General features: G+C 64.8%; 17 protein-coding genes. 9 read left to right on the top strand and 8 right to left on the bottom strand.

The window, feature by feature from the left end:
* Positions 1-165: 165 nt before the first annotated feature.
* Positions 166-2,754, top strand: coding sequence for an MMPL family transporter (locus DCM79_RS28890; RefSeq protein WP_257177465.1), 2,589 nt, complete (start codon positions 166-168; stop codon positions 2,752-2,754).
* Here DCM79_RS28890 and DCM79_RS28895 read toward each other — a convergent pair.
* On the bottom strand, positions 2,722-3,348 hold the full coding sequence (locus DCM79_RS28895; RefSeq protein WP_257177466.1) for a DUF2147 domain-containing protein: 627 nt from the start codon (positions 3,346-3,348) through the stop codon (positions 2,722-2,724). The two genes, DCM79_RS28890 and DCM79_RS28895, sit on opposite strands and share 33 nt — an antisense overlap.
* 141 nt (positions 3,349-3,489) lie before the next feature.
* On the opposite strand from DCM79_RS28895, the gene hpnO reads away from it, so the two are divergent.
* The gene (gene hpnO, locus DCM79_RS28900) at positions 3,490-4,881 is read left to right on the top strand and encodes an aminobacteriohopanetriol synthase HpnO (protein ID WP_257177467.1); all 1,392 of its coding nucleotides are present in this window, start codon (positions 3,490-3,492) and stop codon (positions 4,879-4,881) included.
* A gap of 27 nt (positions 4,882-4,908) precedes the next feature.
* On the opposite strand, the gene DCM79_RS28905 is transcribed toward hpnO, so the two are convergent.
* From DCM79_RS28905 to DCM79_RS28915, 3 genes are all read right to left on the bottom strand, one after another.
* Entirely contained in the window at positions 4,909-5,508 is a 600-nt protein-coding gene (locus tag DCM79_RS28905) for a hypothetical protein (protein ID WP_257177468.1), read from the bottom strand.
* A gap of 88 nt (positions 5,509-5,596) precedes the next feature.
* Complete coding sequence (locus tag DCM79_RS28910) at positions 5,597-6,478, bottom strand: alpha/beta fold hydrolase (RefSeq protein ID WP_257177469.1); 882 nt, start codon at positions 6,476-6,478, stop codon at positions 5,597-5,599.
* A gap of 12 nt (positions 6,479-6,490) precedes the next feature.
* Positions 6,491-8,110 (bottom strand): GMC family oxidoreductase, encoded by a 1,620-nt coding sequence (locus DCM79_RS28915; RefSeq protein WP_257177470.1) that lies wholly within the window; start codon positions 8,108-8,110, stop codon positions 6,491-6,493.
* 242 nt (positions 8,111-8,352) lie between these two features.
* Between DCM79_RS28915 and DCM79_RS28920 the strand changes: the two genes are divergently transcribed.
* Positions 8,353-9,525: a M20 aminoacylase family protein gene (locus DCM79_RS28920; protein ID WP_257177471.1), complete on the top strand. Its 1,173-nt coding sequence runs from the start codon at positions 8,353-8,355 to the stop codon at positions 9,523-9,525.
* Position 9,526: 1 nt separating this feature from the next.
* On the opposite strand, the gene DCM79_RS28925 is transcribed toward DCM79_RS28920, so the two are convergent.
* Together DCM79_RS28925 and DCM79_RS28930 are read right to left on the bottom strand one after the other, a co-directional pair.
* Entirely contained in the window at positions 9,527-10,969 is a 1,443-nt protein-coding gene (locus DCM79_RS28925; RefSeq protein WP_257177472.1) for a UdgX family uracil-DNA binding protein, read from the bottom strand.
* A complete protein-coding gene (locus DCM79_RS28930) occupies positions 10,969-12,204 on the bottom strand; it encodes a putative DNA modification/repair radical SAM protein (protein WP_257177473.1) in 1,236 nt (411 codons plus the stop codon). The genes DCM79_RS28925 and DCM79_RS28930 overlap by 1 nt, the downstream gene beginning before the upstream one ends.
* A 162-nt stretch (positions 12,205-12,366) precedes the next feature.
* On the opposite strand from DCM79_RS28930, the gene DCM79_RS28935 reads away from it, so the two are divergent.
* Genes DCM79_RS28935 through DCM79_RS28945 form a run of 3 tightly spaced genes read left to right on the top strand, consistent with a single transcriptional unit; the run spans position 12,367 to position 18,102 of the window.
* On the top strand, positions 12,367-13,155 hold the full coding sequence (locus DCM79_RS28935) for an ImuA family protein (protein ID WP_257177474.1): 789 nt from the start codon (positions 12,367-12,369) through the stop codon (positions 13,153-13,155).
* On the top strand, positions 13,052-14,644 hold the full coding sequence (locus DCM79_RS28940; RefSeq protein ID WP_257177475.1) for a DNA polymerase Y family protein: 1,593 nt from the start codon (positions 13,052-13,054) through the stop codon (positions 14,642-14,644). The genes DCM79_RS28935 and DCM79_RS28940 overlap by 104 nt, the downstream gene beginning before the upstream one ends.
* Positions 14,641-18,102 (top strand): error-prone DNA polymerase, encoded by a 3,462-nt coding sequence (locus tag DCM79_RS28945; RefSeq protein ID WP_257177476.1) that lies wholly within the window; start codon positions 14,641-14,643, stop codon positions 18,100-18,102. Before DCM79_RS28940 ends, DCM79_RS28945 begins: the two co-directional genes overlap by 4 nt.
* A 156-nt stretch (positions 18,103-18,258) precedes the next feature.
* Here DCM79_RS28945 and DCM79_RS28950 read toward each other — a convergent pair whose 3' ends face one another.
* The gene (locus DCM79_RS28950) at positions 18,259-19,029 is read right to left on the bottom strand and encodes an SDR family NAD(P)-dependent oxidoreductase (RefSeq protein WP_257177477.1); all 771 of its coding nucleotides are present in this window, start codon (positions 19,027-19,029) and stop codon (positions 18,259-18,261) included.
* A 177-nt stretch (positions 19,030-19,206) separates the two neighbouring features.
* Positions 19,207-19,494 carry a hypothetical protein gene (locus DCM79_RS28955; RefSeq protein WP_257177478.1) on the bottom strand — a complete coding sequence of 96 codons (288 nt, stop codon included), beginning with the start codon at positions 19,492-19,494 and terminating at the stop codon, positions 19,207-19,209.
* Positions 19,495-19,603: 109 nt separating this feature from the next.
* On the opposite strand from DCM79_RS28955, the gene DCM79_RS28960 reads away from it, so the two are divergent.
* From DCM79_RS28960 to DCM79_RS28970, 3 genes are all read left to right on the top strand, one after another.
* Positions 19,604-21,004, top strand: coding sequence for a CoA transferase (locus tag DCM79_RS28960; RefSeq protein WP_257177479.1), 1,401 nt, complete (start codon positions 19,604-19,606; stop codon positions 21,002-21,004).
* Positions 21,005-21,149: 145 nt separating this feature from the next.
* Entirely contained in the window at positions 21,150-22,391 is a 1,242-nt protein-coding gene (locus DCM79_RS28965; protein WP_257177480.1) for an efflux RND transporter periplasmic adaptor subunit, read from the top strand.
* A 27-nt stretch (positions 22,392-22,418) separates the two neighbouring features.
* Complete coding sequence (locus DCM79_RS28970) at positions 22,419-25,535, top strand: efflux RND transporter permease subunit (protein ID WP_257177481.1); 3,117 nt, start codon at positions 22,419-22,421, stop codon at positions 25,533-25,535.
* Positions 25,536-25,538: the final 3 nt, after the last annotated feature.

Below are 25,538 nucleotides of genomic sequence, written 5' to 3' on the forward strand. Positions count from 1 at the left end.
TCCCCGGCTATACCGGCTGCCCCCGCATGATTTTGCCCGGTCTCCCGCCGTTTACTTCGAACCTCGTTGCGGCGAGAACCACCCAAAACAGCAATAGGTTTCGCCTGGGAACTCCGATAAACAGCGGGCGTTTCCGGCAAGCTGTTAACCGCAGAAAGAAAAGAAGTGCTGCAAAGCGTCGTCGTTGCCATCGTCAGGGCCTGCACCCGGTTTGCCTCCCTCGTCGTCGTTATCGGGCTCCTGCTCTCGGTGGGCGCGGGCTATTACGCGTCCCGGCACTTCGCCATCAACACCGACATCAATTCGCTGATTTCTCAAAACCTCGACTGGCGCAAGCGTGACCAGCAATTCGACAAGGCGTTCGACCAGAATGAGCTGATCCTGGCCGTGGTCGAAGCCCGAACGCCCGAGATGGCGCGCGCAGCGTCGGATGCGCTCTATGCCAGGCTGAAGGGCGACAAGACCAACTTCCACTCGATGCAGCAGCTCGGCGGCGGCGAGTTCTTCGAGAAGAACGGCCTGTTGTTCCTGCCGACCGAAGAGGTCGGCAAGATCACCGGCCAGTTCGAAGCCGCCGCGCCCCTGATCGAGATCATGGCCGGCGATCCCTCGATCCGTGGCCTGACCGGTGCGCTGGAGACCGGACTTGCAGGCGTCAAGCGCGGCCAGGTCAAGCTCGACAACACCGAGCGGCCATTCAACCTGATCGCGCAGACGGTCGAGACCGTGCTCAACAAGGGCGATGCGAGCTTCTCCTGGCGCGAGCTCGTCAGCGACGAGCCGCTGAAGGATAGCGACAAGCGCGCCTTCATCGAGTTCAAGCCGATCCTCGACTACAACGCATTGGAGCCCGGCAAGGATGCCACCGATGCGATCCGCAAGGCCGCTGCGGACCTGGATTTCCCGGCCAAGTACCAGGCGCGGGTGCGGCTGACCGGCCCGGTCCCGATCGCCAACGAGGAATACGCCACCGTCCAGGAGGGCGCCGTCATCAACGGCGTCGGCACGGTTCTCGTCGTGCTGGTCATCCTCTGGCTCGCGCTGCATTCGTCGAAGATCATCTTCGCCGTCTTCGTCAATCTGTTCGTCGGCCTTGCGCTCACGACGGCGGCCGGCCTGATGATGGTCGGATCGTTCAATCTGCTGTCGATCGCGTTCGCAGTGCTGTTCGTCGGCCTCGGCGTCGATTTCGGCATCCAGTACAGCGTCCGCTACCGCTCGGAGCGCTACAAGCACAACGATCTTGCGGGCGCGCTGGTGCTGGCCGCCAAGCGCTCGGCGGTGCCGCTGTCGCTCGCGGCGATGGCGACCGCCGCCGGCTTCCTCTGCTTCATGCCGACCGACTACCAGGGCATCGCGGAGCTCGGCCAGATCGCCGGCGTCGGCATGCTGGTGGCGTTCATCTCGTCGATCACCGTTCTGCCGGCCATGCTGAAGCTGCTGAACCCGCCGGGCGAGAAGGAGCCGGTCGGCTACGCCTTCCTGGCGCCGCTCGACCACTTCCTGGAGAAGCACCGCGTGCTGATCGTCGGCGGCACGCTGCTGCTGGCGCTCGGCGGCCTGCCGCTGCTCTATTTCATGAAGTTCGACTTCAACCCGATGAACCTGCGCAATCCGAAGGCCGAATCGATCGCGACCTTCCTCGATCTGCGCAAGGACCCCAACACCGGCGCCAATGCCATCAACGTGATGGCCACGTCCGAAGAGCAGGCACGACAGATCGAGGCGAAGCTGGAGAAGGTGCCCGAGGTGCTCAGGGTGATGTCGCTCGACAGTTTCGTGCCGCAGGACCAGCCGCCGAAGCTGAAGCTGCTCGCGCAGGGCGCCAAGGTGCTGAACCCCGCGCTCAACCCCGATCAGATCGATGCGGCGCCGTCGGACCAGGAGAACGTCGAGGCGCTGAAATCCTCCGTCGACAATCTGCGCCGGACCGCGGGCGATGCCAAGGGACCGGGTGCGGTCGCCTCGCGCCGTCTGGCGGACGCCCTCGAAAAGCTCGCCAATGGCGACGAGGCCACGCGCAACAAGGCGCAGGACGTGTTCGTCACGCCGATGAAGATCGTGTTCGACCAGCTCAAGAACGCGATGCAGGCCGAGCCCGTCACCCTGAAATCGCTACCGCCCGACCTCGTCAGTGCCTGGAAGAGCAAGGACGGCGTCATCCGCGTCGAGGCGCTGCCCAAGGGCGATCCCAACGACAACGACACGCTGCGCAAGTTTGCGGCGGCGGTGCTCGTTGCCGAGCCGACCGCGATCGGCGGGCCGGTCTCGATCCTGAAATCCGGCGACACCGTGGTGCGGGCGTTCATCCACGCCGGCATCTATGCGCTGCTGGTGATCGGCCTGTTGCTGTGGATCACGCTGCGCCGCTTCGTCGACGTGCTGATGACCTTGGTGCCGCTCCTGGTTGCCGGCGCGGTCACGCTCGAGATCTGCGTCTTGATCGGCCTGCCGCTCAACTTCGCCAACATCGTCGCATTCCCGCTGCTGCTCGGCGTCGGCGTCGCCTTCAAGATCTATTATGTCGTGGCCTGGCGCTCGGGCAGGACCAACCTGCTCCAGACCAGCCTGACACGCGCGATCTTCTTCAGCGCGCTGACGACGGCGACCGCGTTCGGCAGCCTGTGGCTGTCGAGCCATCCCGGCACGTCCAGCATGGGCAAGCTGCTGGCCCTTTCGCTGGTGACGACGCTCGCGGCCGTGCTGCTGTTCCAGCCGGCCCTAATGGGCAAACCCCGCAATCTCAGGGAGTAAGCAGATGTCGCCGACCGGATCGGTGGCGCTCTTCTGACCGGGTTTGGCTGCGCCGGCGGGCTTCGGGGCCGCGGGCGCAGGCGCGGCGGCAACCGTCGTACCTGCGGCTTTCGGCGCCGCGCCGGTGGGCTTCGGCGCGCCCTTGGCCATGGCATTGGCGGTGCTCGAGGGGATCGGCGGGCCAACCCGGGTCCAGGTCTCGCCTCCGCACAGGAAGCCCATCACGCAGCCCTTGATTTCGAGCTGGTCGGTGCCGACAGGCGTGATGGTCGCGCTGTAGATCTGGCCGTCCTGGGCGTTATAGACCTGTCCCTCCCACTGATCGGCGCCCGCCTTCTTCTTCATGTCGATCAGCGTCACCATGCCCAGCGTCGGCCTGTTCTTTTTCGAGACATCAGGATTGTTCTCGTCGCGCCCGCCGGGCTTCTTTTCCCAGGCCACGGCCCCCCACATGCTGCCATTGCATTGGGCGACGCGGATGTTGGCGACGCCGTCGGCGACCCGCCAATCGCCGGTGGGGTCGGCGGCGAGCGCCGGGGTCAGACAGGTGTAACCGCCAGCCAGTATGAGACCGGTGTAAAGGGCTAAACGCATGGTAGTTCCTCGGCAGTGCAACATGGTTTAAAGCTGTGCTTGCGAAGATGGTCCGAAAAAGGGCAAAAGGCCGCACAGACCGTTTTCAGTAACGGTCCCTTTTCAGTTGACGAGCCGGCCCTCAACCGAAGTATGTAACGGATGCACAGCCCAAATCCAGACATGTCTCAGCTATTCGCGGACCGTCAGGCCCAGCGCAGCACCCTGCATAATCGGTATCTGAACGAGCAGTTCGTTCGGGTCCTCAAGACCATCGGCTACGACGTCGGCTTCCAGAAGGGGCAGGGGCAGTATCTCTACGATCGCGACGGCGCCCGCTATCTCGACCTGTTGTCCGGCTTTGGCGTGTTTGCGATCGGGCGCAATCATCCGGTCATGCGCGAGGCGCTCAAGAGCGTGCTCGATGCCGACCTGCCCAACCTCGTCCAGTTCGACGTCTCGACGCTGGCCGGCGTGCTGGCCGAGCGGCTGCTGAAATACGTGCCTTATCTGGACAAGGTGTTCTTCGCCAATTCCGGCGCCGAATGCGTCGAAGCCGCGATCAAGTTCGCGCGTGGCGCGACGGGGCGTCCCGGCATCGTCTATTGCGCGCACGGCTATCACGGCCTGACCTATGGCGCGCTGTCGCTCACCGGCGATTCGAATTTCCGCACCGGCTTCGAGCCGCTGCTGCCCGGTTGCACCCCGATCCCGTTCAACGATCTGGCGGCGCTGGAAAAGGCGCTGGCCTCGCGCGAGGTCGCCGCCTTCGTCGTCGAGCCGATCCAGGGCAAGGGCGTCAACATGCCCACCGACGAGTTCCTGCCCGGCGCGGCGGCGCTCTGCAAGAAATACGGCACGCTGTTCGTCGCCGACGAGATCCAGACCGGCATGGGCCGCACTGGCCGCTTCCTCGCGGTCGAGCACTGGAACGTCGAGCCCGACATGGTGCTGCTGTCGAAGTCGCTGTCGGGCGGCCATGTGCCGGTCGGCGCGGTGCTGACGCGCAAGGCCATCTTCGACAAGATCTTCAACCAGATGGACCGCGCCGTGGTGCACGGCTCCACCTTCTCCAAGAACGACCTCGCGATGGCCGCCGGTATCGCCACGCTCGATGTCATGGAATCCGAGAAGCTGATCGAATCCGCCGCCAAGCGCGGCGCCGAGCTGCGCCTCGCGCTGACGCGCATGGTGCCGGGCTACGAGCTGATGAAGGAAGTCCGCGGCAAGGGCCTGATGATCGGCGTCGAGTTCGGCCCGCCGAAATCGCTGCGCTTGCGCGCCTCCTGGAACGTGCTGGAGACCGCCAACAAGGGCCTGTTCTGCCAGCTCATCACCGTGCCGCTGTTCAAGGACCACAAGATCCTCACGCAGGTCGCCGGCCACGGCAGCCACACCATCAAGCTGCTGCCGCCGCTTACCATTACCGAGGAAGACTGCAGCTGGATCGAGAAGTCGTTCGACGACGTCATCGCCGGCAGCCACAAGGTCCCCGGCGCGATCTGGTCGCTTGGCAAGACGCTGGTGGACAACGCGGTGAGACGGTCGGCCTAGCGCAGGACGCGCCTGTGAATATGCGCGTCAGTCGGCAAACACCGTATTGAACATCGCTGCGGCATCGCCGTCCTTTGCGATGGCGAGGATTGCGCGGCGTTCCGTGCCGTAGAAGAGCGGAATGTCGATCCAGTCCCTGCTCCTGATTAGGCGCCGGTTTGCCGATGCGTTCTGCGCGACGCCGGACAAGCCAATCAGAAAGTGCGTGTCGTCGATTTTTACGGACAGCGCGTCGATCGGAACGCCTTTGGCCTGCTCACTTGTTTTCAGCATCAGGCCCATCACCTGCTTGATGCTGCCGCCCGCGAAGTCGAGAGGCGGGGTGAAGTCGACCTGGACTGTGTGGCTGGCGGAGAGTGACGAATCGAAGTTGCGGCGAAAAGAGACTGTCATCCGCGCACCTCGGGAAGGGATGACGACGTTGCCCCGTATGATGATGTCGCCGGGCGGCGCCGAAGGATCGGCCGTCCGCTCTGTCCGCCAAGTCACCTGGCCTTCGGCCTTGTCGCCCTGTCCTGCGCCTTCTTCGTAGAGAACAGCTTGCCGTGCGACGTCCCGTGTAGCTGCTTGCGCCAGCGCCGTAGCAGCCGAGGTCAGTGCGACAGCAAAAACCAGAATTCGTTTCATGACCTTGTAATTAGCAACGTGCGCCGGTGGATGCAACCGGGAGCTGTGTCGCCGCGGGGCCGCATTGCACGCCGCAGCGCGTCGAGACCTATTTCGGGAATTCCCGCACTGCCTGCACGACGGCACCCGGCCTTTCCTGCGCGACGCAGTGTCCGGCGTTGTCGAAAACCAACTCGCTCGCGCGCGGCATCAGCGACACGGCACGTCGCGCCATCTCCCAGTAGATAGGCCACGAATTCGCAGCGGTCGTGACGCGCACCGGGCAGTCGATCTCGGCGAGTAAGCCAAACGGATTGCCGCGGGCATCGCCAACGTAAACCTGCTCCATCGCTTCGTAGATCGGATGCAGAATTGCGGACTCGATCTCGGGCGTGCAGCAGAGCCGCACCCGGCCATGATCGAGCGGCACGAAGCCGTCGCGCACATAGGCGCGGAGCGAGGTCTCGGTCCAGTCCGCAAACGCCGGCGCCGCGCGGTAGCGCTCGAACACGGCGTCGGCGCTGTCGAATTCGGCGCGCCGGCGCAGCGTGCCTTGCAGGCGGGCGACGGATTCGTCGTTCAATCCTCCCGAACGAGCCGCACGGGGGTCCATGACGGTCGGCTCCATAACGAACAGGCGCGCGAAACGTCCCGGCAGCAGTCTCGCCGCGAGCAGAAGATCGGTCGCGCCCGCGCTGTGGCCGATGCCGTAGACGTTGCGCAGCTCGAGTGCATCCATTACTTGGCGGACGTCATCGGCATAATCGAGGAAATGATAGGCCCCGGGCTTGTGGCTGGCGCCATGGCCGCGGCGGTCCAGCGCGTAGACGGTGTAGGCCAATGCGAGCTCGCACGCGACCTCGTCCCAGACGGCGGCAACGAAGCCGGTGCCGTGCACGAGGAGAGCGGGCGGCTTGCCGCGCTCGCCCCACTGCAACATGGCGATCTCTGCGCCGGCCGGGCCGATGGAAAAGCGCTGTGGATTGATCATGATGGCGGGACGCTACTTCGCATCCTCCAAAATCATCGCGGAACCCTTCTCCGCGATCATCGCCGTCGGCGTGTTGGTGTTGCCGGAAGTGATCGTCGGCATGATCGAGGCATCGACGATGCGCAGGCCTGCGAGTCCGTAGAAGCGCAGGCGCTCGTCGACCACCGCCATGGGATCGCTGACCGCGCCCATCTTCGCCGTGCCGACGGGATGGAAAATGGTGGTGCCGATATCGCCGGCGGCTTTGGCCAGCGAGGCATCGTCGTCGCCGACGGTGGGGCCGGGCAAATATTCGCTCGGGCGATATTTGGCGAGCGCCTTCTGCTGCATCAGGCGGCGCGTGGTGCGGATGGCGTCGGCGGCGACCTGGCGGTCGTCCTCCGTCGACAGATAATTCGGCGCGATGACAGGCTTCTCGTCCGGGCTCGCCGAGCGCAGCCGCACGGTGCCGCGCGAGGTCGGCTGGAGATTGCAGGCGCTCACCGTGATGGCGGGGAAGCGGTGCAGGGGATCGCCGAACTTGTCGAGCGACAGTGGCTGCACGTGGAACTGGATGTTGGCGCGGGCGCGCGTCGCATCGGAGCGGGTGAAGATACCGAGCTGCGAAGGCGCCATGGTCAGGGGACCCCGGCGGCGGAAGGCGTAGTCGAGGCCCATCAACCCGCGGCGGAACAGATTGTAATAGGTCTCGTTCAGCGTGCGCACGCCCTCGACCTTGTAGATCGCGCGCTGCTGCAGGTGATCTTGAAGATTGCGACCCACACCCGGCCTGTCCATGACGATGTCGATGCCGAGCGGCGACAGCCAGTCGGCGGGCCCGATTCCGGAGCGATGCAGCACCTGCACCGAGCCGATCGAGCCGGCCGAGAGGATCACCTCGCGTTTCGCGCGCGCCTCGATCATCTCGCCGTTCTGGATGAAGCGCACGCCGACGGCGTGGCCTTGCTCGATGATCAGGCGGTCGACCAGCACATGCTTCTCGAGCCGCAGGTTCGCCCGCCTCAAGGCCGGCTTGAGAAAGCCGCGCGCCGAGGACCAGCGCCGGCCGCGCTTCTGGTTGACGTGGAAATAGCTGGTGCCTTCGTTGTCGCCAGTGTTGAAATCGGGGATGCGCTTGATGCCCATCTCCTCGGCAGCGTCGCCGACCGCATCGAGAATGTCCCATGACAGCCGCGGCGCTTCGATGCGCCAGCCACCGCCGGCGCCGTGATGCTCGCTCGCGCCCAGGAAATGATCTTCGAGCTTCCTGAACAGCGGCAGCACGTCGTCGTAGCCCCAGCCGGTCATGCCGAGCTGGCGCCAGTGATCGTAATCGGCAGCCTGTCCGCGCATCGAGATCATGGCGTTGATCGCCGAGCAGCCGCCGATCACCTTGCCGCGGGGATAGGCGAGCGAGCGGCCGTTCAGCCCGGGCTCGGCCTCGGTCTTGAACATCCAGTCCGAGCGCGGATTGCCGATCGCGAAGAGATAGCCGACCGGGATATGGAACCAGATCCAGTTGTCGTCGCCGCCGGCTTCGAGGATGAGGACGCGGTTCTTGGGCTCGGCCGAGAGCCGGTTGGCGACGATGCAGCCGGCGGTGCCGGCCCCGACGACAATGTAGTCAAACTCACCTTCGAGCCGCCTTGGCATTCTGCTTCCACCCAAACAGGCGTCACGCCGGGCTGGTCCCGGACATCCACGCGCTTTCCGTCCTAATAGTCGGACGTGGATGGCCAAGACAAGCTCAAGACAAGCTCAAGCCGAGTTGGAGACGAGCCGGCGGCAAGGCCGGCCATGACGAGAGGACAGGGCTACCCTCGATCTGCGGGAGTTAGCTGGACCGACGCTTGCATGGTAGACAGTCCTGCATTTCAACAAAGCTCGAGACCTCCATGCCCATCGTCAACCGCGTCGCCGACCTCCAATCCGACATTCAGGCCTGGCGCCGGGACATCCACCAGCATCCCGAGCTGCTGTACGACGTCCACCGCACCGCAGCATTCGTGGCGGACCGGCTGCGCGAGTTCGGCTGCGACGAGGTCGTGACCGGCCTCGGCCAGACCGGCGTGGTCGGCGTCATCAAGGGCAGCAAGCCGGCCGGCGAAGGTCTCAAGGTGATCGGCATGCGTGCCGACATGGACGCGCTGCCCGTCGACGAGCAGACCAACCTGCCTTACGCCTCCAAGATCCCGGGCAAGATGCACGCCTGCGGCCATGACGGTCACACCGCGATGCTGCTCGGAGCAGCCCGCTATCTCGCCGAGACCCGCAACTTCGCCGGCGATGCCGTGGTGATCTTCCAGCCGGCCGAAGAGGGCGGCGCCGGCGGCGCTGCCATGGTCAAGGACGGCCTGATGGAGCGCTTCGGCATCGAGCAGGTCTACGGCATGCACAACGGCCCGGGCATCCCGGTCGGCTCGTTCGCGATCCGGCCTGGCCCGATCATGGCGGCGACCGACGAGGTCGACATCATGATCGAGGGCGTCGGCGGCCACGCCGCGCGTCCGCACAAATGCGTCGATTCCGTGCTGGTTGGTGCCCAGTTGATCACGGCGCTGCAATCGATCGTCGCGCGCAGCGTCGATCCTCTGGAATCGGCCGTGATCTCGATCTGCGAATTCCACGCCGGCAACGCCCGCAACGTCATTCCGCAGACCGCGACTCTGCGGGGCACCATCCGCACCCTCTCGCCCGAGGTGCGCAAGCTGGTCGAGAAGCGCGTGCACGAGGTGGTGGCTGGCGTGGCGCAGATCACCGGCGCCAAGATCGACCTGCATTACAAGCGCAACTACCCGGTCGTGAACAACCACGCCGCCGAGACCGAGGTGGCGCGCCGCATCGCCAAGCAGGTCTCAGGCGATGCCAATGTGCACGAGATGCCGCCGCTGATGGGCGGCGAGGATTTCGCCTACATGCTGGAAGCGCGGCCCGGCGCCTTCATCTTCTGCGGCAACGGCGACAGCGCCGGGCTGCATCATCCCGCCTACAATTTCAACGACGAGGCGATCGTCTACGGCACGTCCTATTGGGTGAAGCTGGTCGAGGAACAGCTGGCGGCGTCGTAGTTCACGCGGCGCGCGCCGCCTTCCGCTGCAGGCTCGCGGCGATTTTCAGGTCTTCGACGAAGCGCCGATATTCCAGCGCCTTGGCTTCCGGATCGGGCAGCCGCAGCAGATAGGACGGATGCACCGTCACCAGCGCTTTTCGTCCCTCGGGAAGCTCGATGAGGCGGCCGCGGGTCTTGCCGATCGGGGTGATCTTGCCGAACACGCTCTGCGCGGCGGTTGCCCCCATCGCCACGATCAGATCGGGCTGGATCGCCGCAACTTCGCGTTCGTACCATTGCCGGCAGGCGCGGATCTCCGGCGTATTCGGCTTCTGGTGCAGGCGAATCTTTCCGCGCGGCACGAATTTGAAGTGCTTGACCGCGTTGGTGACATAGACCTTCTTGCGGTCGACGCCGGCCTCCTCCAGCGCACGGTCCAGCATCTGACCGGCCGGGCCGACGAAGGGATGGCCGGCGAGGTCTTCCTTGTCGCCGGGCTGCTCGCCGACCAGCATGATGTTGGCTGACTTCGGGCCTTCGCCGAACACGGTCTGGGTTGCGTCCTTGTAGAGATGGCAGGCGCGGCAATGCGCGGCTTCCTCGCGGAGCGCTTCGAGATCGTCGGCAGCGGGTTTGCGTTTCATCGGAGCCTCCGGCCGCTTCTGGGGCTTGTGCGGATCGGTTGCGGCATTGGCGATCATAGCACCGGTCATGCGCTCGGCGTCCTCGATCAGGGGCTTAATGATCGAAGCCTCGGGCAGGTTCCTCCAGTATTTCTTCGGCATCTCGGCCTGCATTGCCTTCACCTTGAGCCGGGCCGGATTGAAGATGCTGGCGTAGTAACGCCGCCAGGTTTCCTCGAGCCGGTCCTCGCTTGGTGCCTCGCTCTTGCTGACGCCCGGCGTGAACGAAAGCGAATGGCCATTCCAATGCGCGCAGAGATCGGGGGTCAGGATCGACCAGGGCATGTCGGCAAAGCGTTTTGCGAAGAACGGCGCGGCGAACTCGACGATGTGATGCTCCGGCTCGAACCAGGCGACGTAATGCGCCTCGCGTTCCCTGCCGATCTCGCGGAAGCGCACGAAGGCATGCATCTTGTGCTCGTCGCGATGGACCGCTCTCGCCATGGCGGTGACGTGCGAAACGTCAGGATCGGTCGCGACATCGATGAGATCGTGATTGTCCTTCAGCCGAAACAGCAGCCGATAGAGGATGGCGAAGCGCTGGGGATCGCGGTGCAGGATCGCTGCCTTGGCGAGCTCGATGAATTTGCCTGACACGTTGAAGGTGCCGTCGTTGACCTCGAGGATCGGGGATGGCGAGGGCGGTGCGAACAAGTCCGCTTCGCCGCCTTGCACGGTCCAGGTGACATCGCTGGGCGGCACGTGGTGAAGCACGAGGCTGCGTGCGGCTTTGCGCCAGCCGTCGAGATCGGTTTCGGTGTCGAGGACGATGTATTGCATCAGAAGCCAAACCCCAGTTGCGTTGCCTTCGATTTGAACCGTTCGATCAGCCGCGCATCGTCGAGACGATGTGGCGACGGCCGGTGATCGCTGAGGACGATGAACGGCATCGCCTTGTTGCGGGGCACATGCAGCCGCGCGAGATCGGCGAGGCGAATCGTGGTGGTGCGCCGTGCCGCGATGATGCGTTCGACCGCCTTGGTGCCGAAGCCCGGCACGCGCAGCAGCTCCTCGCGGCTGGCGCGGTTGACGTCGAGCGGAAAGCGGTCGCGGTGACGCAGCGCCCAGGCGAGCTTTGGATCGATCTCGAGCGGCAGCATCGCGCTGTCGTCGACGATCTCGCCGACATCGAAGCCGTAGAACCGCATCAGCCAGTCGGCCTGGTAGAGCCGGTGCTCGCGCAGCAAGGGCGGCTGCACCAGCGGCAAGGCGCGGCTGGCGTCCGGGATCGGGCTGAAGGCGGAATAGTAGACCCGCCTCAACTTGTATGAGCCGTAGAGATTGGAGCTGGTGTGGAGAATGGTGTGGTCGGAGGCGCTGTCGGCGCCGACGATCATCTGGGTGCTCTGGCCGGCCGGCGCGAAGCGTTGCGGCTTAGCCTTCGTTCTCGTTGCGCGGTTCTCCTCGGCCTCGTCAAGCTTCAGCCGCAGCCGGCCCATGGTGCGGCGGATCGCGCGCACGTCTTTCTCGGGCGCGAATTGCTGCAGGCTGGTTTCCTGCGGCATCTCTATGTTGATGGAGAGGCGGTCGGCATATTTGCCGGCTTCCGCGATCAGCGTATCGTCGGCCTCGGGAATGGTCTTCAGATGGATGTAGCCGCGGAAGTGATGCTCCTCGCGCAGCTTTCGCGCGACACTCACCACTTGCTCCATCGTGTAGTCGGGGCTGCGGATGATGCCGGAGGAGAGAAACAGGCCCTCGATGTAGTTGCGCCGGTAGAAGTCGAGCGTCAGTTTGACCACCTCCTCGATGGTGAAGCGGGCGCGCGGCACGTTGGAGGAGGCGCGGTTGACGCAATAGAGACAATCGTAATTGCAGGCGTTGGTCAGCAGCACTTTGAGCAGGGAGATGCAGCGTCCATCCGGCGCATAGGAATGGCAGATGCCCATGCCGGGCGCGGTCGAGCCCATGCCCTTGCCGTCGCTGGAATCCCGCTTCTCGGTGCCGCTGGAGGCGCAGGACGCGTCGTACTTGGCGGCATCGGCCAGGATCTCCAGCTTACGTTGTACGTCCATGTCTAAATCCCGTTGATTCCGCTGATGAATCCGCAAGCGCACCAATTCGATTGACTCTCCGCGCGCCGTTAGCTTTATATTAGAACATATCATGAACAAATGAGCCAGCCGCTGGTTCTTCTTTTGAAGGCCACGGCACAAATTTCTGAAGGAGCGGCGAGCATGAGCGGCGCACGTATGAGCGCGCTTGCGATCTTGCGCGGCCAGATCGAGCGCATCGAGACGGCGGAGATCGTGCATCAGCACGATCGGGTGGCGCTCGGCCACAGCGGGATCGACGCCGCGCTGAAGGGCGGGCTCGCGCGTGCGGCGATCCACGAGGTGTTTTGCGAGGGGCGCCAGGGCGTGGCCGCAACGGGTTTTGTCATGGGACTTGCGGGGCGCGTGACGGCACGCAAGCCGCTGCTGTGGGTGCGGCAGGACTTTTCGGAAATGGAAACCGGCGCGCTGTCGATGAGCGGGCTCAAAGAGCTCGGCCTCGATCCGCGCCGCGTGGTGATGGTCCGCGCCGCCGATGTCGAGAGCGCGCTTCGCACCTCGGCCGATGCGCTTGCCTGCGACGCGCTGGGCGCCGTCGTGCTCGAGCTCTGGGGCGAGACCAGGCAGTTCGATCTGGTGGCGAGCCGCAAGCTGACCTTGGCCGCGCAAGGCTCCGGCGTCACCGGCCTGATGCTGCGGATGGCCGCGCAGCCGCTGCCCTCCACCGCGGAGACGCGATGGATGCTGCGCGCGGCGCATTCGCCGCCGGGACCTGTGTGGAGCGTTTGGGGCGCGCCGCGCTTCGATGCCGAGCTCTTGCGCAATCGTCATGGCCCCTGCGGCCGGTGGATCATGGAATGGAATTGTGATGAGTGCCAGTTCAGTGAGCCGTCGACGTATTCTCAGCCTGTGGTTGCCGCGCCTGCCCATCGACCGGATTCAGCGGTTCCTTGGCAGCGCCGGACTGGGTGAATCCACGCATCCGAGCATCGTCGTCATCAAGGACAACAATGCGCTGGTGATCCATGCGCTGGACGAGACCGCCGAGCGCCTCGGCCTGTACATCGGCCAACCCTTGGCCAATGCACGGGCGATGTGTCCGGACTTGAAAGTGTTCGACGCCGATGTCGCGGCCGATGCGAAGACGCTCAGCGATATCGCCGATTGGTGCGACCGCTTTACGCCGCTGGTGGCGCTCGATCCGCCGCACGGGCTGTTCCTCGACATCACCGGCTGCGCGCATCTGTTCGGCGGCGAGGCTGCGCTGCTCACGACGCTGGTTCGTGCGCTCGGGCGGCAGGGCTTTGCCGTCGGTGCGGCGATCGCCGGCACGTCGGTCTGCGCGCGTACGCTGACGCGGCAGGCTTCCGGCAGCATCGTCGCCGATGGCGGCGAGGCGGCGGCGATCGAGCGGTTTCCGGTGTCCGCGCTCGGTGCAAGCGAGGCCATCACCACCGGCCTGCGCCGCGCCGGCCTGAAGACCATCGGCGACGTCGCCGCACGCACACGAAGCGAGATCACGGCGCGGTTCGGCGCCCGGTTCTCCACGCTGCTCGCGCATGCGCTGGGGCAGGGCGATGCGCCGATCAGCCCGCGCAAGCCGCTGCCCGACTACATCGTCGAGAAGCGCTTCGCCGAGCCGATCGCAACCGACACCATGATCGCGATGACGCTGTCGCGGCTGGCCGACACGCTGATCGCCTCGATGGAGAAGCAGGGCAAAGGGGCGCGCCGGCTGGAGGCCGCCTTCTTCCGCACCGACGGCGTGGTGCGCGCGATCATGGTCGAGACCGGACGTCCCGTGACGAAAAGCGCGGTGATCGACCGCCTGTTCCGCGAGCGTCTCGATGCGCTCGCCGATCCGCTCGATCCCGGCTTCGGCTTCGACATGGTGCGCCTGTCGGCGAGCCGCACCGAGATCGTGGTGCAGGAGCAGCGCGATCTCGACGCCCATCTCCACGACAATGACGAGCTCGCCGCGCTGATCGACCGCATCGCCGCGCGCATCGGGGGAAAACGCGTTGTCGTGCACCTGCCTGAGGATACCCATATTCCCGAATGTGCAGTGATGGCCGCTCCGGCGCAGCATCATCTTGCTGCCGCCATGCAGGCCGAATGGCCCGCGCGGGTCGAGAGCGAGCCGCCGCTGCGTCCCTTAAGGCTGTTCGACAAGCCGGAGCCGATCAAGGTGCCGTTCGCCGCCGTGCCGGATGGTCCGCCGCATCAATTCACCTGGCGCCGCGCGCTGCATGCCGTGGTGCGGGTGGAGGGGCCCGAGCGCATCGCGATGGAATGGTGGCGGCAGGACGGCAAGCAGCTGACCCGGGATTATTTCCGCATCGAGGATGCCGAGGGCCTGCGCTTCTGGATCTTTCGCGACGGTCTTTACGAGGGGGAGGTGTTCGATGGCGAGGGCAAGCCCGCCTCGCCCGGCTGGTATGTGCACGGTCTCTTCGCATGAATATGCCCGCTTATGCCGAGATCGGCATCACCACCAACTTCTCCTTCCTGCGCGGCGGCTCGGATCCGCGCGCCTATGTGCATCAGGCCAGCGCACTCGGCATTCCCGCGATCGGGATCGCCGATCACAACACGCTAGCCGGCGTGGTGCGGGCCTACAAGGAGCTCGACAATGACAAGGTGCTGCACAAGCCGAAGCTGCTGATCGGCGCGCGTATCGTCTTCATCGACGGCACGCCCGACATCTTGGTCTATCCGCGCGACCGCGCCGCCTATGGCCGGCTGTGCCAGCTCCTGACCCGGGGCAAGCGCGGCGACGACATCACGCGGATCGAGAAGGGCGAGTGCCGTCTCAGCCTCGCCGATCTGCTGGAATTTTCCGAAGGTCAGCTCCTGGTCCTGACGCTGCCGCATCGCTTCGACCCGGCCCAGGCGCTGGACGTTCTGGCGCAGCTGAAGGCGGGCCGCGCCGAAGGGGTGTGGCTGGCGGCGAGCCTGGTCTATCGCGGCGACGACCGGCGCCGGCTGGCGCGGCTCGATGATCTCGCGATGAAGGCGAAGGTGCCGCTGCTCGCGACCAACGAGGTGCTGTATCACGATCCCGGCCGCCGTCCGCTGCAGGATGTGCTGACCTGTATCCGGGAAAAGACCACGATCGAGGCTGTGGGGCGGAAGCTGGAAGCCAATGCCGAGCGGTTTTTGAAGACACCGCGCGAGATGGCGCGTCTGTTCCGAGATTTCCCCGATGCGATCGCACAGACCATGCGGTTTGCGGACGCCATCGAGTTTTCACTCGATCAGCTCAAATACCAATATCCTGACGAGCCGGTGCCGCCGGGCAAGACCGCACAGGGGCATCTGGAGGATCTGACCTGGGCGGGCGTCGAGAAATATTTCGACGGCAAGATCGACGACAAGCTGCGGGCGACGCTCAACAAGGAGCTCGCGCTGATCGCCGAGCTGAAATACGCGCATTATTTCCTCACCGTGCATGACATCGTGAACTATGCGCGCAGCCAGAACATTCTGTGCCAGGGCCGCGGCTCGGCGGCGAATTCGGCCGTGTGCTACGTGCTCGGCATCACCTCGGTCGATCCGACCAAGGTCGATCTGTTGTTCGAGCGCTTCATCTCCAAGGAGCGGCTGGAGCCGCCCGACATCGACGTCGATTTCGAGCATTCGCGGCGCGAGGAGGTGATGCAATATGTCTATCGCCGCTACGGTCGCCACCGCGCCGCGATCATCGCGACCGTCATCCATTACCGCCCGCGCAGCGCCATTCGCGACGTCGGCAAGGCGCTGGGCCTGACCGAGGACGTCACCGCCGCGCTCGCCGATACCGTCTGGGGCAGCTGGGGCAAGGGCCTCAACGAGATGCAGGTCCGGCAGGCCGGGTTAGATCCGCAAAATCCCATGATCAACCTCGCGGTCGAGCTTGCAACCGAGCTGATCGAATTCCCGCGCCATCTCTCCCAGCATGTCGGCGGCTATGTGCTGACCCAGGACCGGCTCGACACCTATGTGCCGATCGGCAACGCCGCGATGGACGACCGCACCTTCATCGAATGGGACAAGGACGACGTCGATGCGTTGAGCATGATGAAGGTCGACGTGCTCGCGCTGGGCATGCTGACCTGCATCAGGAAATGCTTCGATCTGATCGACCAGCACAAGGGTGAGCGTTTTGTGCTGGCGAGCGTTCCTCAGGACGACCCCAGGGTTTACGACATGCTGTGTGCCGGGGAGTCGCTCGGCGTATTCCAGGTCGAGAGCCGCGCGCAGATGAACATGCTGCCCCGCCTGAGGCCGCGGACCTTCTATGATCTCGTCATCGAGGTCGCGATCGTGCGGCCGGGTCCGATCCAGGGCGACATGGTGCATCCTTACTTGCGGCGGCGGAACGGGCTGGAGAAGGTGAGCTATCCCTCGCCGTCGCCGGAGCACGGCGACAAGGACGAGCTCTACAAGGTGCTGCACAAGACGCTTGGCGTGCCTCTGTTCCAGGAGCAGGCGATGCGGATCGCGATTGAAGCGGCACATTTCAGCTCCGAGGAAGCCAATGGCCTGCGCCGCTCGATGGCGACCTTCCGCAATGTCGGCACCATCGGCCAATACGAGGAAAAGCTGATCGGCAACATGGTAGCGCGCGGCTACGATCCCAACTTCGCCAGAAGCTGCTTCGACCAGATCAAGGGGTTCGGCTCCTACGGTTTCCCGGAGAGCCATGCCGCGAGCTTCGCGCAGCTCGTCTACATCTCCTCATGGCTGAAGCATTATCACCCCGATGCGTTCTGCTGCGGCCTGTTGAACTCGCAGCCGATGGGGTTTTATGCCCCGGCGCAAATCGTCGGCGATGCCCGCAAGAACGGCGTCGAGGTCCGCGACATCGACGTGTCCTACAGCTTTGCGCAAAACACGCTGGAGGAGGGGAACAGGAAATATTGTGCCGTCCGTCTTGGCTTCCGCCAGATCGATGGATTCCACTGGCTCGACGAGGACGAGGAGCGGCTGAAACGCTCCCAGCTGTCATTCCGGGGCGCGCGAAGCGCGAGCCCGGAATCCATTGGGCCGCATTTTCCTGGAGGAATGGATTCCGGGCTCGATGCTGACGCATCGCCCCGGAATGACAATGCGGAGAGAGTGTTGGACTGGGCCGACCGCATTATTGCCGCCCGCAACCGCCGTCCCTTCACCTCGCTCGAGGATTTTGCCCGCGACACCGGTCTGCCCAAGCGCGCGCTGATCCTGCTGGCGGATGCCGACGCGTTCCGCTCGCTCGGGCTCGACCGCCGCGAGGCGCTGTGGCAGGTGCGGCGGCTGCCGGACGACGTGCCGCTGCCGCTGTTCGAGGCGGCCACCGCGCGCGAGCAGCCGGACGAAGGCGCAAGACCGCTGCCGCTGATGCCGCGCGCCGAGCAGGTGGTCGCGGACTACCAGACCATCCGCCTGTCGCTGAAGGGCCATCCGATGGAGTTCTTGCGCGAGATGTTTTCGCGCGAGCGCATCGTCGCCTGCAAGGAGATCAGCCATGAGAACGAGCGGCGCCGCGTCCGCTGTGTCGGCGTGGTGCTGGTCCGGCAGCGGCCGGGCAGCGCCAGCGGCGTCGTGTTCATGACGCTGGAGGACGAAACCGGCATCGCCAATGTCGTGGTCTGGCCCAAGATCATGGAGCAGTACCGGAAGGAAGTCATGGGCGCGCGGCTCATCGAGGTCCAGGGCTATATCCAGAGCAGCCCCGAAAAGGTGACGCACCTCATCGCCCAGCGCATGATCGACCGCTCGCACGATCTGGTCGGCCTCGCCAACGACGCGCTGAGCCGCCAGCACCCGGTGCCGGCAGGCGCCACATTGGTCGAGCCGCTCAACGAAGACCCTCGCGCGCTCGCGGACATGCCGGCGCAGAAGATCCGCCACCCCCGCAACGTCCGCATCCTGCCGCCGTCGCGGGATTTTCATTGAGGGTGTGGCGTGGGATGCCGCCACACATCTACTGTCGCAGGGTGAGCAAAGGCGCGTCAGCGCCGTGCCCACCACCTGTCCGATACGGAAACGGAGGCGTGGGTACGCTTCGCTTTGCCCACCCTACGCGTTCTGCGCTGACGATGCAGCGCGCCCTCAGAAATTCACCCGGTTCGAGATCGCGCCGTCCAAGACCAGATTCGATCCCGTCGTGAATCCCGATACCGGGCTCGCCAGAAACACCGCCGCGTTCGCGATCTCCTGCGGCGTTGCCATGCGGCCGGTCGGATTGCGCTTCATCGCGTCGTTGTAACGCTCCGGCATGTTCTTCTCGATCATCTCCCAGACGCCGCCCTTGAAATAGACGGTGCCCGGCGACACCACATTCACCCGGATCTTCTTCTTGGCGTATTGCCGCGCCAGGCCCTTGGCCATGTGGATCAGCGCCGCCTTGATCGGGCCGTAGGAACTGGCCGTGTCGGCCTGCGCCGCCGAGATCGAGGAGATGATGACGACGGCGGCATCGCCGCTGCTGGCACCGCTCGCCTCGAGAAACGGCCGCGCGGCGTCGAATGCGTGCACGGCGCCGAGAACGTCGAGCCGGAAATTCTGCTCCCACGACGCGGGATCGCCGCCTTGCGCCATTGCGCCGGCATTGGAGAACAGCAGGTCGATGCCGCCGAGCTCCTTTGCCGCGCCTTCGATCCACGATTTCAACGCGGCGCCGTCGGTAACGTCGACGGCGCCGCCGGCAGCCTTGATGCCGCTCGCCTTCAGTTCAGCGACGGTGGCCGCAACCTGCTCCGCATTGCGTGCGCACACAGCGACATTGGCGCCTTCACCGACGAGCGTCGCCGCAATCGCCCGCCCGATGCCGCGCGTGCCGCCGAGGACGATGGCGTTCTTTCCCTTGAGACCGAGATCCATTGTTTGGTTGTCCTTCTTGTTGGTGCAGAGAGAGTAGCTGTTTTGGCAGGAATGCTGAACTATCAATTCGTCATTGCGAGCGCAGCGAAGCAATCCATAAATGCATCTGCGGCGACAGTCTGGATTGCTTCGTCGCAAGAGCTCCTCGCAATGACGTGGAGAGAGACCTCGCCCACCTCACTCCGGCGCCGCTCCCACCGGCGGGCCGCCGGGCGGGCGGTGCAGGAAGGTCAGCGACGCATAGGCGCCGGTCCAGGAGCCGATTGCCGCGAAGGCGACGTAGAATGCGTTTTCGGTGTAGCTGATCACGGCATAAGAGGAGAGCAGGTACCAGACCGCGCTCCAGTTCGCCGCCGGAATGCGCTTGCGCGCGATCACGGCCGAGGTGAACATGACGTAGACGGCGTCGGTGGCCGCCGTCGCGATGAATACGGCACCTGCGATGAGGGGATCGATGGCGGCCATTGCATTCCCTTATGTGCTGATGGATGGTCGCAAAAATACAGCATGATCCGGAAAAGTGTGCAGCGGTTTTCCGAAAGATCATGCTCAACTGCAAGGGAGAGAAGCAGCCATGCAAAGCCCCGCCGATATCCTGAAGGATATCTGGACCTCGGCCGGCGGCGATCCGGCCGCGCTCGAACGCGTGCGGCTGAGCGGCGAGGAGCCGCAGATTCCCTCTTCATTTCGCGTGGCGGTCGCCGGCCAGACCACCATCGCTGCCGCCGGCCTCGCCGCGGCCGAGATCTGGCGGCTGCGCAGCGGGCAGATGCAAGACGTTTCCGTCGACATGCGCCACGCCGTCGCCGAATGCCGCTCCGAGCGCTATCTGCGTGTCGACGACAAGCCGCCGCCGCCGGCCTGGGACGTGATCGCCGGCGTCTACAGGACCGGCGATGGCCGCTTCGTTCGCTGCCACACTAATTTCCCGCATCATCGCGCCGCCGTCTGCGACGTGCTCGGTTGCGAGCCGGCGCGCGACAAGGTGCAGGCTGCGCTGATGCAATGGAGGGGCGAGGATTTCGAGACGGCAGCTTACGCGGCGGGCGGCGTGGTTGCGCTGATGCGGAGCTACGACGAATGGTCGGCATTGCCGCAGGCGCGCGCGCTCGCGCGATTGCCGCTGATCTCGATCGAGAAGATCGGCGAAGCCCCGCCAAAGCCGTGGCCAAAAGGCGATCGTCCGCTCGAAGGTCTTCGCGTGCTCGATCTCTCCCGCGTCATCGCAGGCCCCGTCGCCGGCCGGACGCTCGCCGCGTACGGCGCAGATGTGCTGCTGGTGTCGGGGCCGGCGCTGCCCGCCATCGACTGGCTCACTATCGATACCGGCCGCGGCAAGCTCACCACCTTCATCGAGCTGAAGACCGACACGGGCAGGGCGCAATTGCGCGAACTGCTGGAGGACGCCGACATTTTCTCGCAAGGCTATCGCCCGGGTGCGCTTGCCGCGCTCGGCTTTTCGCCGGAGGATGCAGCGAGGATCAATCCCGGCATCGTCTATGTGACGCTGTCGGCCTATGGCCACACCGGCCCCTGGGCGGAGCGCCGCGGCTTCGATTCCCTGGTGCAGACCACGACGGGATTCAATCACGCCGAGGGCCGAGCCGCCGGCCTCGATGCTCCCAAGGAATTGCCGGCGCAGATGCTCGACCACGCCACCGGCTATCTGATGGCGCTCGGTGCGATGATGGCCAAGATGCGCCAAGCCCGCGACGGCGGCAGTTGGCACGTACGTGTGTCGCTGGCGCAGACCGGACGCTGGCTATGGAATCTCGGCCGGCTCGATGGCGGGCTGAATGCCCCGGATCTTTCGGGCGAGGCCGTATATGCCGCGTTCATCGAGAGCATGCCATCCGGATTCGGCATGCTGAAGGCGGTGCGCCATTCGGCGCTGCTGTCGACGACGCCGGCGCATTGGTCTCGTCCGGCGATGCCGCTCGGCTCTCATCCGGCACGTTGGCCGGCGCGAAGCTGACATGAAGCTGACAGGTCGCGATATTTTTTACGCAAACCGAAGGGCGCCAGCGTTTTTTAGGTTGTTTGAAATTCCAGTTCGGCACTATTAGCGCAACCGACAAGGCAGACATCTGCCGAGATCGTCGCAGACACGGCCGGGCTCCATGGTGGTTGAAAATACCAAGCGACTGCTGGTGTTCAGACAGCGGCTGATCACGTACGTAGTTTTACTAGCTTTCGCCGCCGCCGGTGCCTACGGCTTCCTCGCTATGGGGCCGAAGCAAAAGAAGCACTCCGAAATCTCCAGCCAGTCGCGCAGGAATGCGCAGACCTTCACGCCGACGCCGTCCGAATGGGCGACGCTGACGATCGAGCCGGTCAAGGCCCGCGCCTTCCGTGCCGAATACGCCACCGAGGGCAAGGTCGCCGTCGATGAGGACCGTTCGACGCCGGTGTTCTCGCCCTATGCCGGCCGTGTCACCAAGCTGCTCGCCAAGCCCGGCGAGACGCTGAAGCAAGGGCAACCGCTGTTTACGATCGAGGCCGCCGACACGGTGCAGGCCCAGAACGACTTCATCGCGGCGATGACCGCGCAGAACAAGGCGAAGTCGGCGCTCGAGCTCTCCGACATCCAGTTCAAGCGCGCCAAGGATCTCTATGAGGGCCATGCCATTCCGCTGAAGGACTATCAGCAGGCGGAAGCGACGCAGGTTCAGGCGCAGAATGACATGCGCTCCTCGGCGACGGCGCTGGAAGCGGCGCGCAACAAGCTGCGCATCCTCGGCTTCACCGACGAGGCCATCAAGGCGTTCCGGGAAAAAGGCGTCATCGATCGGGAGATCACGATCTATTCGCCGATCTCCGGCACCGTCGTGCAGCGCAAGATCGGCCCCGGCCAATACGTCAACTCTGGCGCCAGCGATCCGGTCTTCGTGATCGGCGATCTCTCCACCGTCTGGCTCACCGCCTTCGTGCGCGAGAGCGATGCGGCTGCGGTCTGCATCGGACAGGACGTCACCGTCAACGTGATGGCGCTGCCGGGCCGTCCGCTCACCGCGAAGATCAACTATGTCGCCGCCGCAATCGACCCCAACACCCGCCGCCTGCTGGTCCGCGCCATCATCGACAACAAGGACGGCCTGCTCAAGCCGGAGATGTTCGCCAACGTCACGATCTACTCGGCGGGCGATCGCGCCGCGCCGGCAGTGCCGAAACAGGCTCTGATCTACGAAGCCGACAAGGTTCGTGTCTGGGTCGCGCGCGAGGACAAATCGGTCGAGCTGCGCCAGATCAAGATCGGCCTCGTCAATGGCAACCTCGTCGAGGTCACCGGCAACCTGAAGCCCGGCGAGCAGATCGTCACCAAAGGCAGCCTGTTCATCGACCGCGCGGCGTCCGGCAGCTGACGACGACCCAAGAAATTGAAGACCTGAATGGATCGTCTCGTCGCTCTTGCCGTCAACCGGCGCTTCCTGATGGTCGGCATGTTCGTCGCCGTGCTGATTGGCGGCTTGATCGCGTTCAACCAGCTCAACATCGAGGCCTATCCCGATCCGACCCCGCCGATGGTCGATATCGTGACGCAGAGCCCGGGACTGTCGGCGGAGGAGATCGAGCGCTACATCACGATCCCGATCGAGACCCAGGTCGCCGGCCTGAAGAACATCACGACCATCCGCACCATCTCGCTCTACGGTCTCTCCGACGTCAAGATTCAGTTCTCTTTCGCCTACACCTATGACGAGGCGTTGCAGCAGGTGTTGAACCGCCTGGCGCAGCTTGCGCCGCTTCCCGGCAACGTGCAGCCGCAGATCTCGCCGCTGAGCCCGATCGGCGAGATCTTCCGCTACCGTCTCGTGGGACCGCCGAACTACAGCGTGCTCGACCTCAAGACCATTCAGGACTGGATCCTGCAGCGCCGCTTCCGCGCCGTGCCGGGAGTCATCGACGTCACCGGCTGGGGCGGCAAGAGCAAGACCTACGAGCTCCAGGTCGACTTCAACAAGCTGGTCGCCAATGGGTTGACGCTGCCGCAATTGCTGCAGGCGGTCGGCAATTCCAACGTCAATGTCGGCGGCAACACCGTCAATATCGGCCAGCAATCAGCCGTCGTGCGCGGCGTCGGCCTGATCCGCTCGATCGACGATCTCGCCAATACCATGGTGGCGCAGACCGGCGGCAATCCGGTGCTGGTCAAGGACGTCGCCACCGTCACCGTCGGCCAGAAGCCGCGCCTCGGCATTGCCGGCCTCGACGACGCCGACGACATCGTGCAGGGCATCGTGTTGATGCGGCGCGGCGAGCAGAGCTCACCGACCATCAAGCGTGTCCATCAGCTCGTCCAGCAAATCAACAGTTCCAGCATCCTGCCGCCCGGCGTGCGCATCGAACGCATCTACGACCGCGGCGACCTGATCGAGCTCACCACCCACACGGTGCTGCACAACATGGTGGTCGGCATTGTCCTGATCGTGCTGCTGCAGTGGATCTTCCTCGGTGATCTCCGCAGCGCGCTGATCGTCGGGGCCACAATTCCGTTCGCGCTGTTCTTCGCCGTCATCATCCTGGTGCTTCGGGGGGAATCGGCCAATTTGCTGTCGGTCGGCGCGATCGATTTCGGCCTGATCGTCGATGCCACCGTGATCATGGTCGAGGCGATCTTTCGCCGCCTGACGCACACGACGCCGATCTCGGAAGCCGGGCTTATGTCGCCCGAGACGACGTTCGGCATGAAGAGCCACGCCATCCTCAGCGCGGCCGCCGACGTCTCGCGCTCGATCTTCTTCGCCGCGGCGATCATCATCGCGGCGTTCCTGCCGCTGTTCACGCTGTCTGGCGTCGAGGGCAACATTTTCGGGCCGATGGCGCGCACCTATGCCTATGCGCTGGCCGGCGGGCTGCTTGCGACGTTCACCGTCACGCCGGCCTTGTCCGCGATCATCCTGCCCGCGCATGTCGAGGAAACCGAGACCAGGGTCATGCTGATCCTGCACCGCTTGTACTCGCCGCTGCTGCAATCGGCGGTCGCCAATCGCAACATCGTGCTCGGCGGCGCGGCCGGCCTGGTGCTGATGACGGTGGCGCTCAGCAGGCTGCTCGGCCTCGAATTCCTGCCGAAACTGGAGGAGGGCAATCTCTGGATTCGTGCCACCCTGCCGCCGACCATCTCGCTTCAGGAAGGCAATTCCTACGTCAACGAGATGCGCAAGGTGATCCGCGCCCGGCCCGAGGTCGAATCCGTCGTATCGCAGCACGGCCGTCCCGACGACGGCACCGACGCCGCTGGCTTCTTTAACGCCGAGTTCTTCGCGCCGCTCAAGCCTGTGAGCCAGTGGCCCGGCACGCGCGACAAGGAAGAGCTGACCGCGCAATTGCTCAAGCAGCTCGACGACCGCTTCCCCGGCGTCGAGTTCAACTTCTCGCAATATCTCCAGGACAACGTCTCCGAAGCCGTCTCCGGCGTGAAGGGCGAGAACTCGATCAAGCTGTTCGGCAGCGACCTCCAGGCGCTCACTGACACCGCGAACAAGATCAAGCAAGTGCTGGCCACCGTGCAGGGCGTCACCGACCTTGCGGTATTCACCTCGCTCGGGCAACCGACCATCCAGATCGACATCAACCGCGCCAAGGCCGCGCGCTACGGCCTTGCGCCGGGCGACATCAATGCCACGATCAAGGTCGCGATCGGCGGCGACACCGCGGGAGACCTCTACGAGCCCGGCAGCGATCGTCACTTCCCGATCATTGTCCGCCTCGCGCCGGAATATCGCAGGAGCGCGGAGGCGATCCAGAATTTGCGGATCGGCTCGCCCGGGCCGAACGGCAGCGTCACCCAGATTCCCCTCAGCGAGGTCGCCGACATCAGCCTCGTCTCGGGCGCGGCCTACATCTATCGCGAGCAGCAGGAACGCTATCTGCCGATCAAATTCTCGGTGCGCGAGCGCGACCTCGGCAGCGCGATCAGCGAGGCCCAGCAGAAGATCGCGGAGCAGGTGCAGCTGCCGCCCGGCTCGCACATGGAATGGGTCGGCGAGTTCGGCAATCTCCAGGACGCGATCCGGCGGCTGTCGATCGTGGTGCCGATCTCGCTGGCGCTGATCGGCGTGCTGCTCTGGTTCAATTTCGGCTCGATGACCGACACGCTGCTCGCGATGAGCGTGATCCCGATGGCGATTTTCGGCGGCGTGCTCGGCCTGTTGATTTCAGGCACGGCCTTCAGCGTCTCCGCGGCGATCGGCTTCATCGCGTTGTTCGGCATCGCCGTGATGGACGGCATCATCATCCTGTCGCAGTTCAACCAGCTGATCGAAGAAGGCATGGACCGCATGACCGCGGTGGTGCGCACGGGAGAGTTGCAGCTCCGGCCGGTGCTGATGACCTGCATCGTCGCCGGCGTCGGCCTGCTGCCGGCGGCGCTGTCGGAGGGGATCGGCTCGCAGGTGCAGAAGCCGCTCGCGGTCGTCGTCGTCACCGGCATGATGCTGGCGCCGGTCGTGATCCTCGTGACCTTGCCGGTCCTGATCTCGTTCTTCTCGCGACGCGGGCGCTAAGCG

The sequence above is a fragment of the Bradyrhizobium sp. WBOS07 genome (assembly GCF_024585165.1).
In the GTDB taxonomy this organism is placed as follows: domain Bacteria; phylum Pseudomonadota; class Alphaproteobacteria; order Rhizobiales; family Xanthobacteraceae; genus Bradyrhizobium; species Bradyrhizobium japonicum_B.

Bases quoted from the DNA above. Each gene is read 5' to 3' on its own strand.
- DCM79_RS28905 (WP_257177468.1), bottom strand. From the start codon at position 5,508: ATGAAACGAATTCTGGTTTTTGCTGTCGCACTGACCTCGGCTGCTACG.
- DCM79_RS28930 (WP_257177473.1), bottom strand. From the start codon at position 12,204: ATGGACGTACAACGTAAGCTGGAGATCCTGGCCGATGCCGCCAAGTAC.
- DCM79_RS28925 (WP_257177472.1), bottom strand. From the start codon at position 10,969: ATGCAATACATCGTCCTCGACACCGAAACCGATCTCGACGGCTGGCGC.
- DCM79_RS28970 (WP_257177481.1), top strand. From the start codon at position 22,419: ATGGATCGTCTCGTCGCTCTTGCCGTCAACCGGCGCTTCCTGATGGTC.
- DCM79_RS28960 (WP_257177479.1), top strand. From the start codon at position 19,604: ATGCAAAGCCCCGCCGATATCCTGAAGGATATCTGGACCTCGGCCGGC.
- DCM79_RS28920 (WP_257177471.1), top strand. From the start codon at position 8,353: ATGCCCATCGTCAACCGCGTCGCCGACCTCCAATCCGACATTCAGGCC.
- DCM79_RS28910 (WP_257177469.1), bottom strand. From the start codon at position 6,478: ATGATCAATCCACAGCGCTTTTCCATCGGCCCGGCCGGCGCAGAGATC.
- DCM79_RS28965 (WP_257177480.1), top strand. From the start codon at position 21,150: ATGGTGGTTGAAAATACCAAGCGACTGCTGGTGTTCAGACAGCGGCTG.
- DCM79_RS28950 (WP_257177477.1), bottom strand. From the start codon at position 19,029: ATGGATCTCGGTCTCAAGGGAAAGAACGCCATCGTCCTCGGCGGCACG.
- DCM79_RS28940 (WP_257177475.1), top strand. From the start codon at position 13,052: ATGAGTGCCAGTTCAGTGAGCCGTCGACGTATTCTCAGCCTGTGGTTG.
- DCM79_RS28935 (WP_257177474.1), top strand. From the start codon at position 12,367: ATGAGCGGCGCACGTATGAGCGCGCTTGCGATCTTGCGCGGCCAGATC.
- hpnO (WP_257177467.1), top strand. From the start codon at position 3,490: ATGCACAGCCCAAATCCAGACATGTCTCAGCTATTCGCGGACCGTCAG.
- DCM79_RS28945 (WP_257177476.1), top strand. From the start codon at position 14,641: ATGAATATGCCCGCTTATGCCGAGATCGGCATCACCACCAACTTCTCC.
- DCM79_RS28895 (WP_257177466.1), bottom strand. From the start codon at position 3,348: ATGCGTTTAGCCCTTTACACCGGTCTCATACTGGCTGGCGGTTACACC.
- DCM79_RS28955 (WP_257177478.1), bottom strand. From the start codon at position 19,494: ATGGCCGCCATCGATCCCCTCATCGCAGGTGCCGTATTCATCGCGACG.
- DCM79_RS28915 (WP_257177470.1), bottom strand. From the start codon at position 8,110: ATGCCAAGGCGGCTCGAAGGTGAGTTTGACTACATTGTCGTCGGGGCC.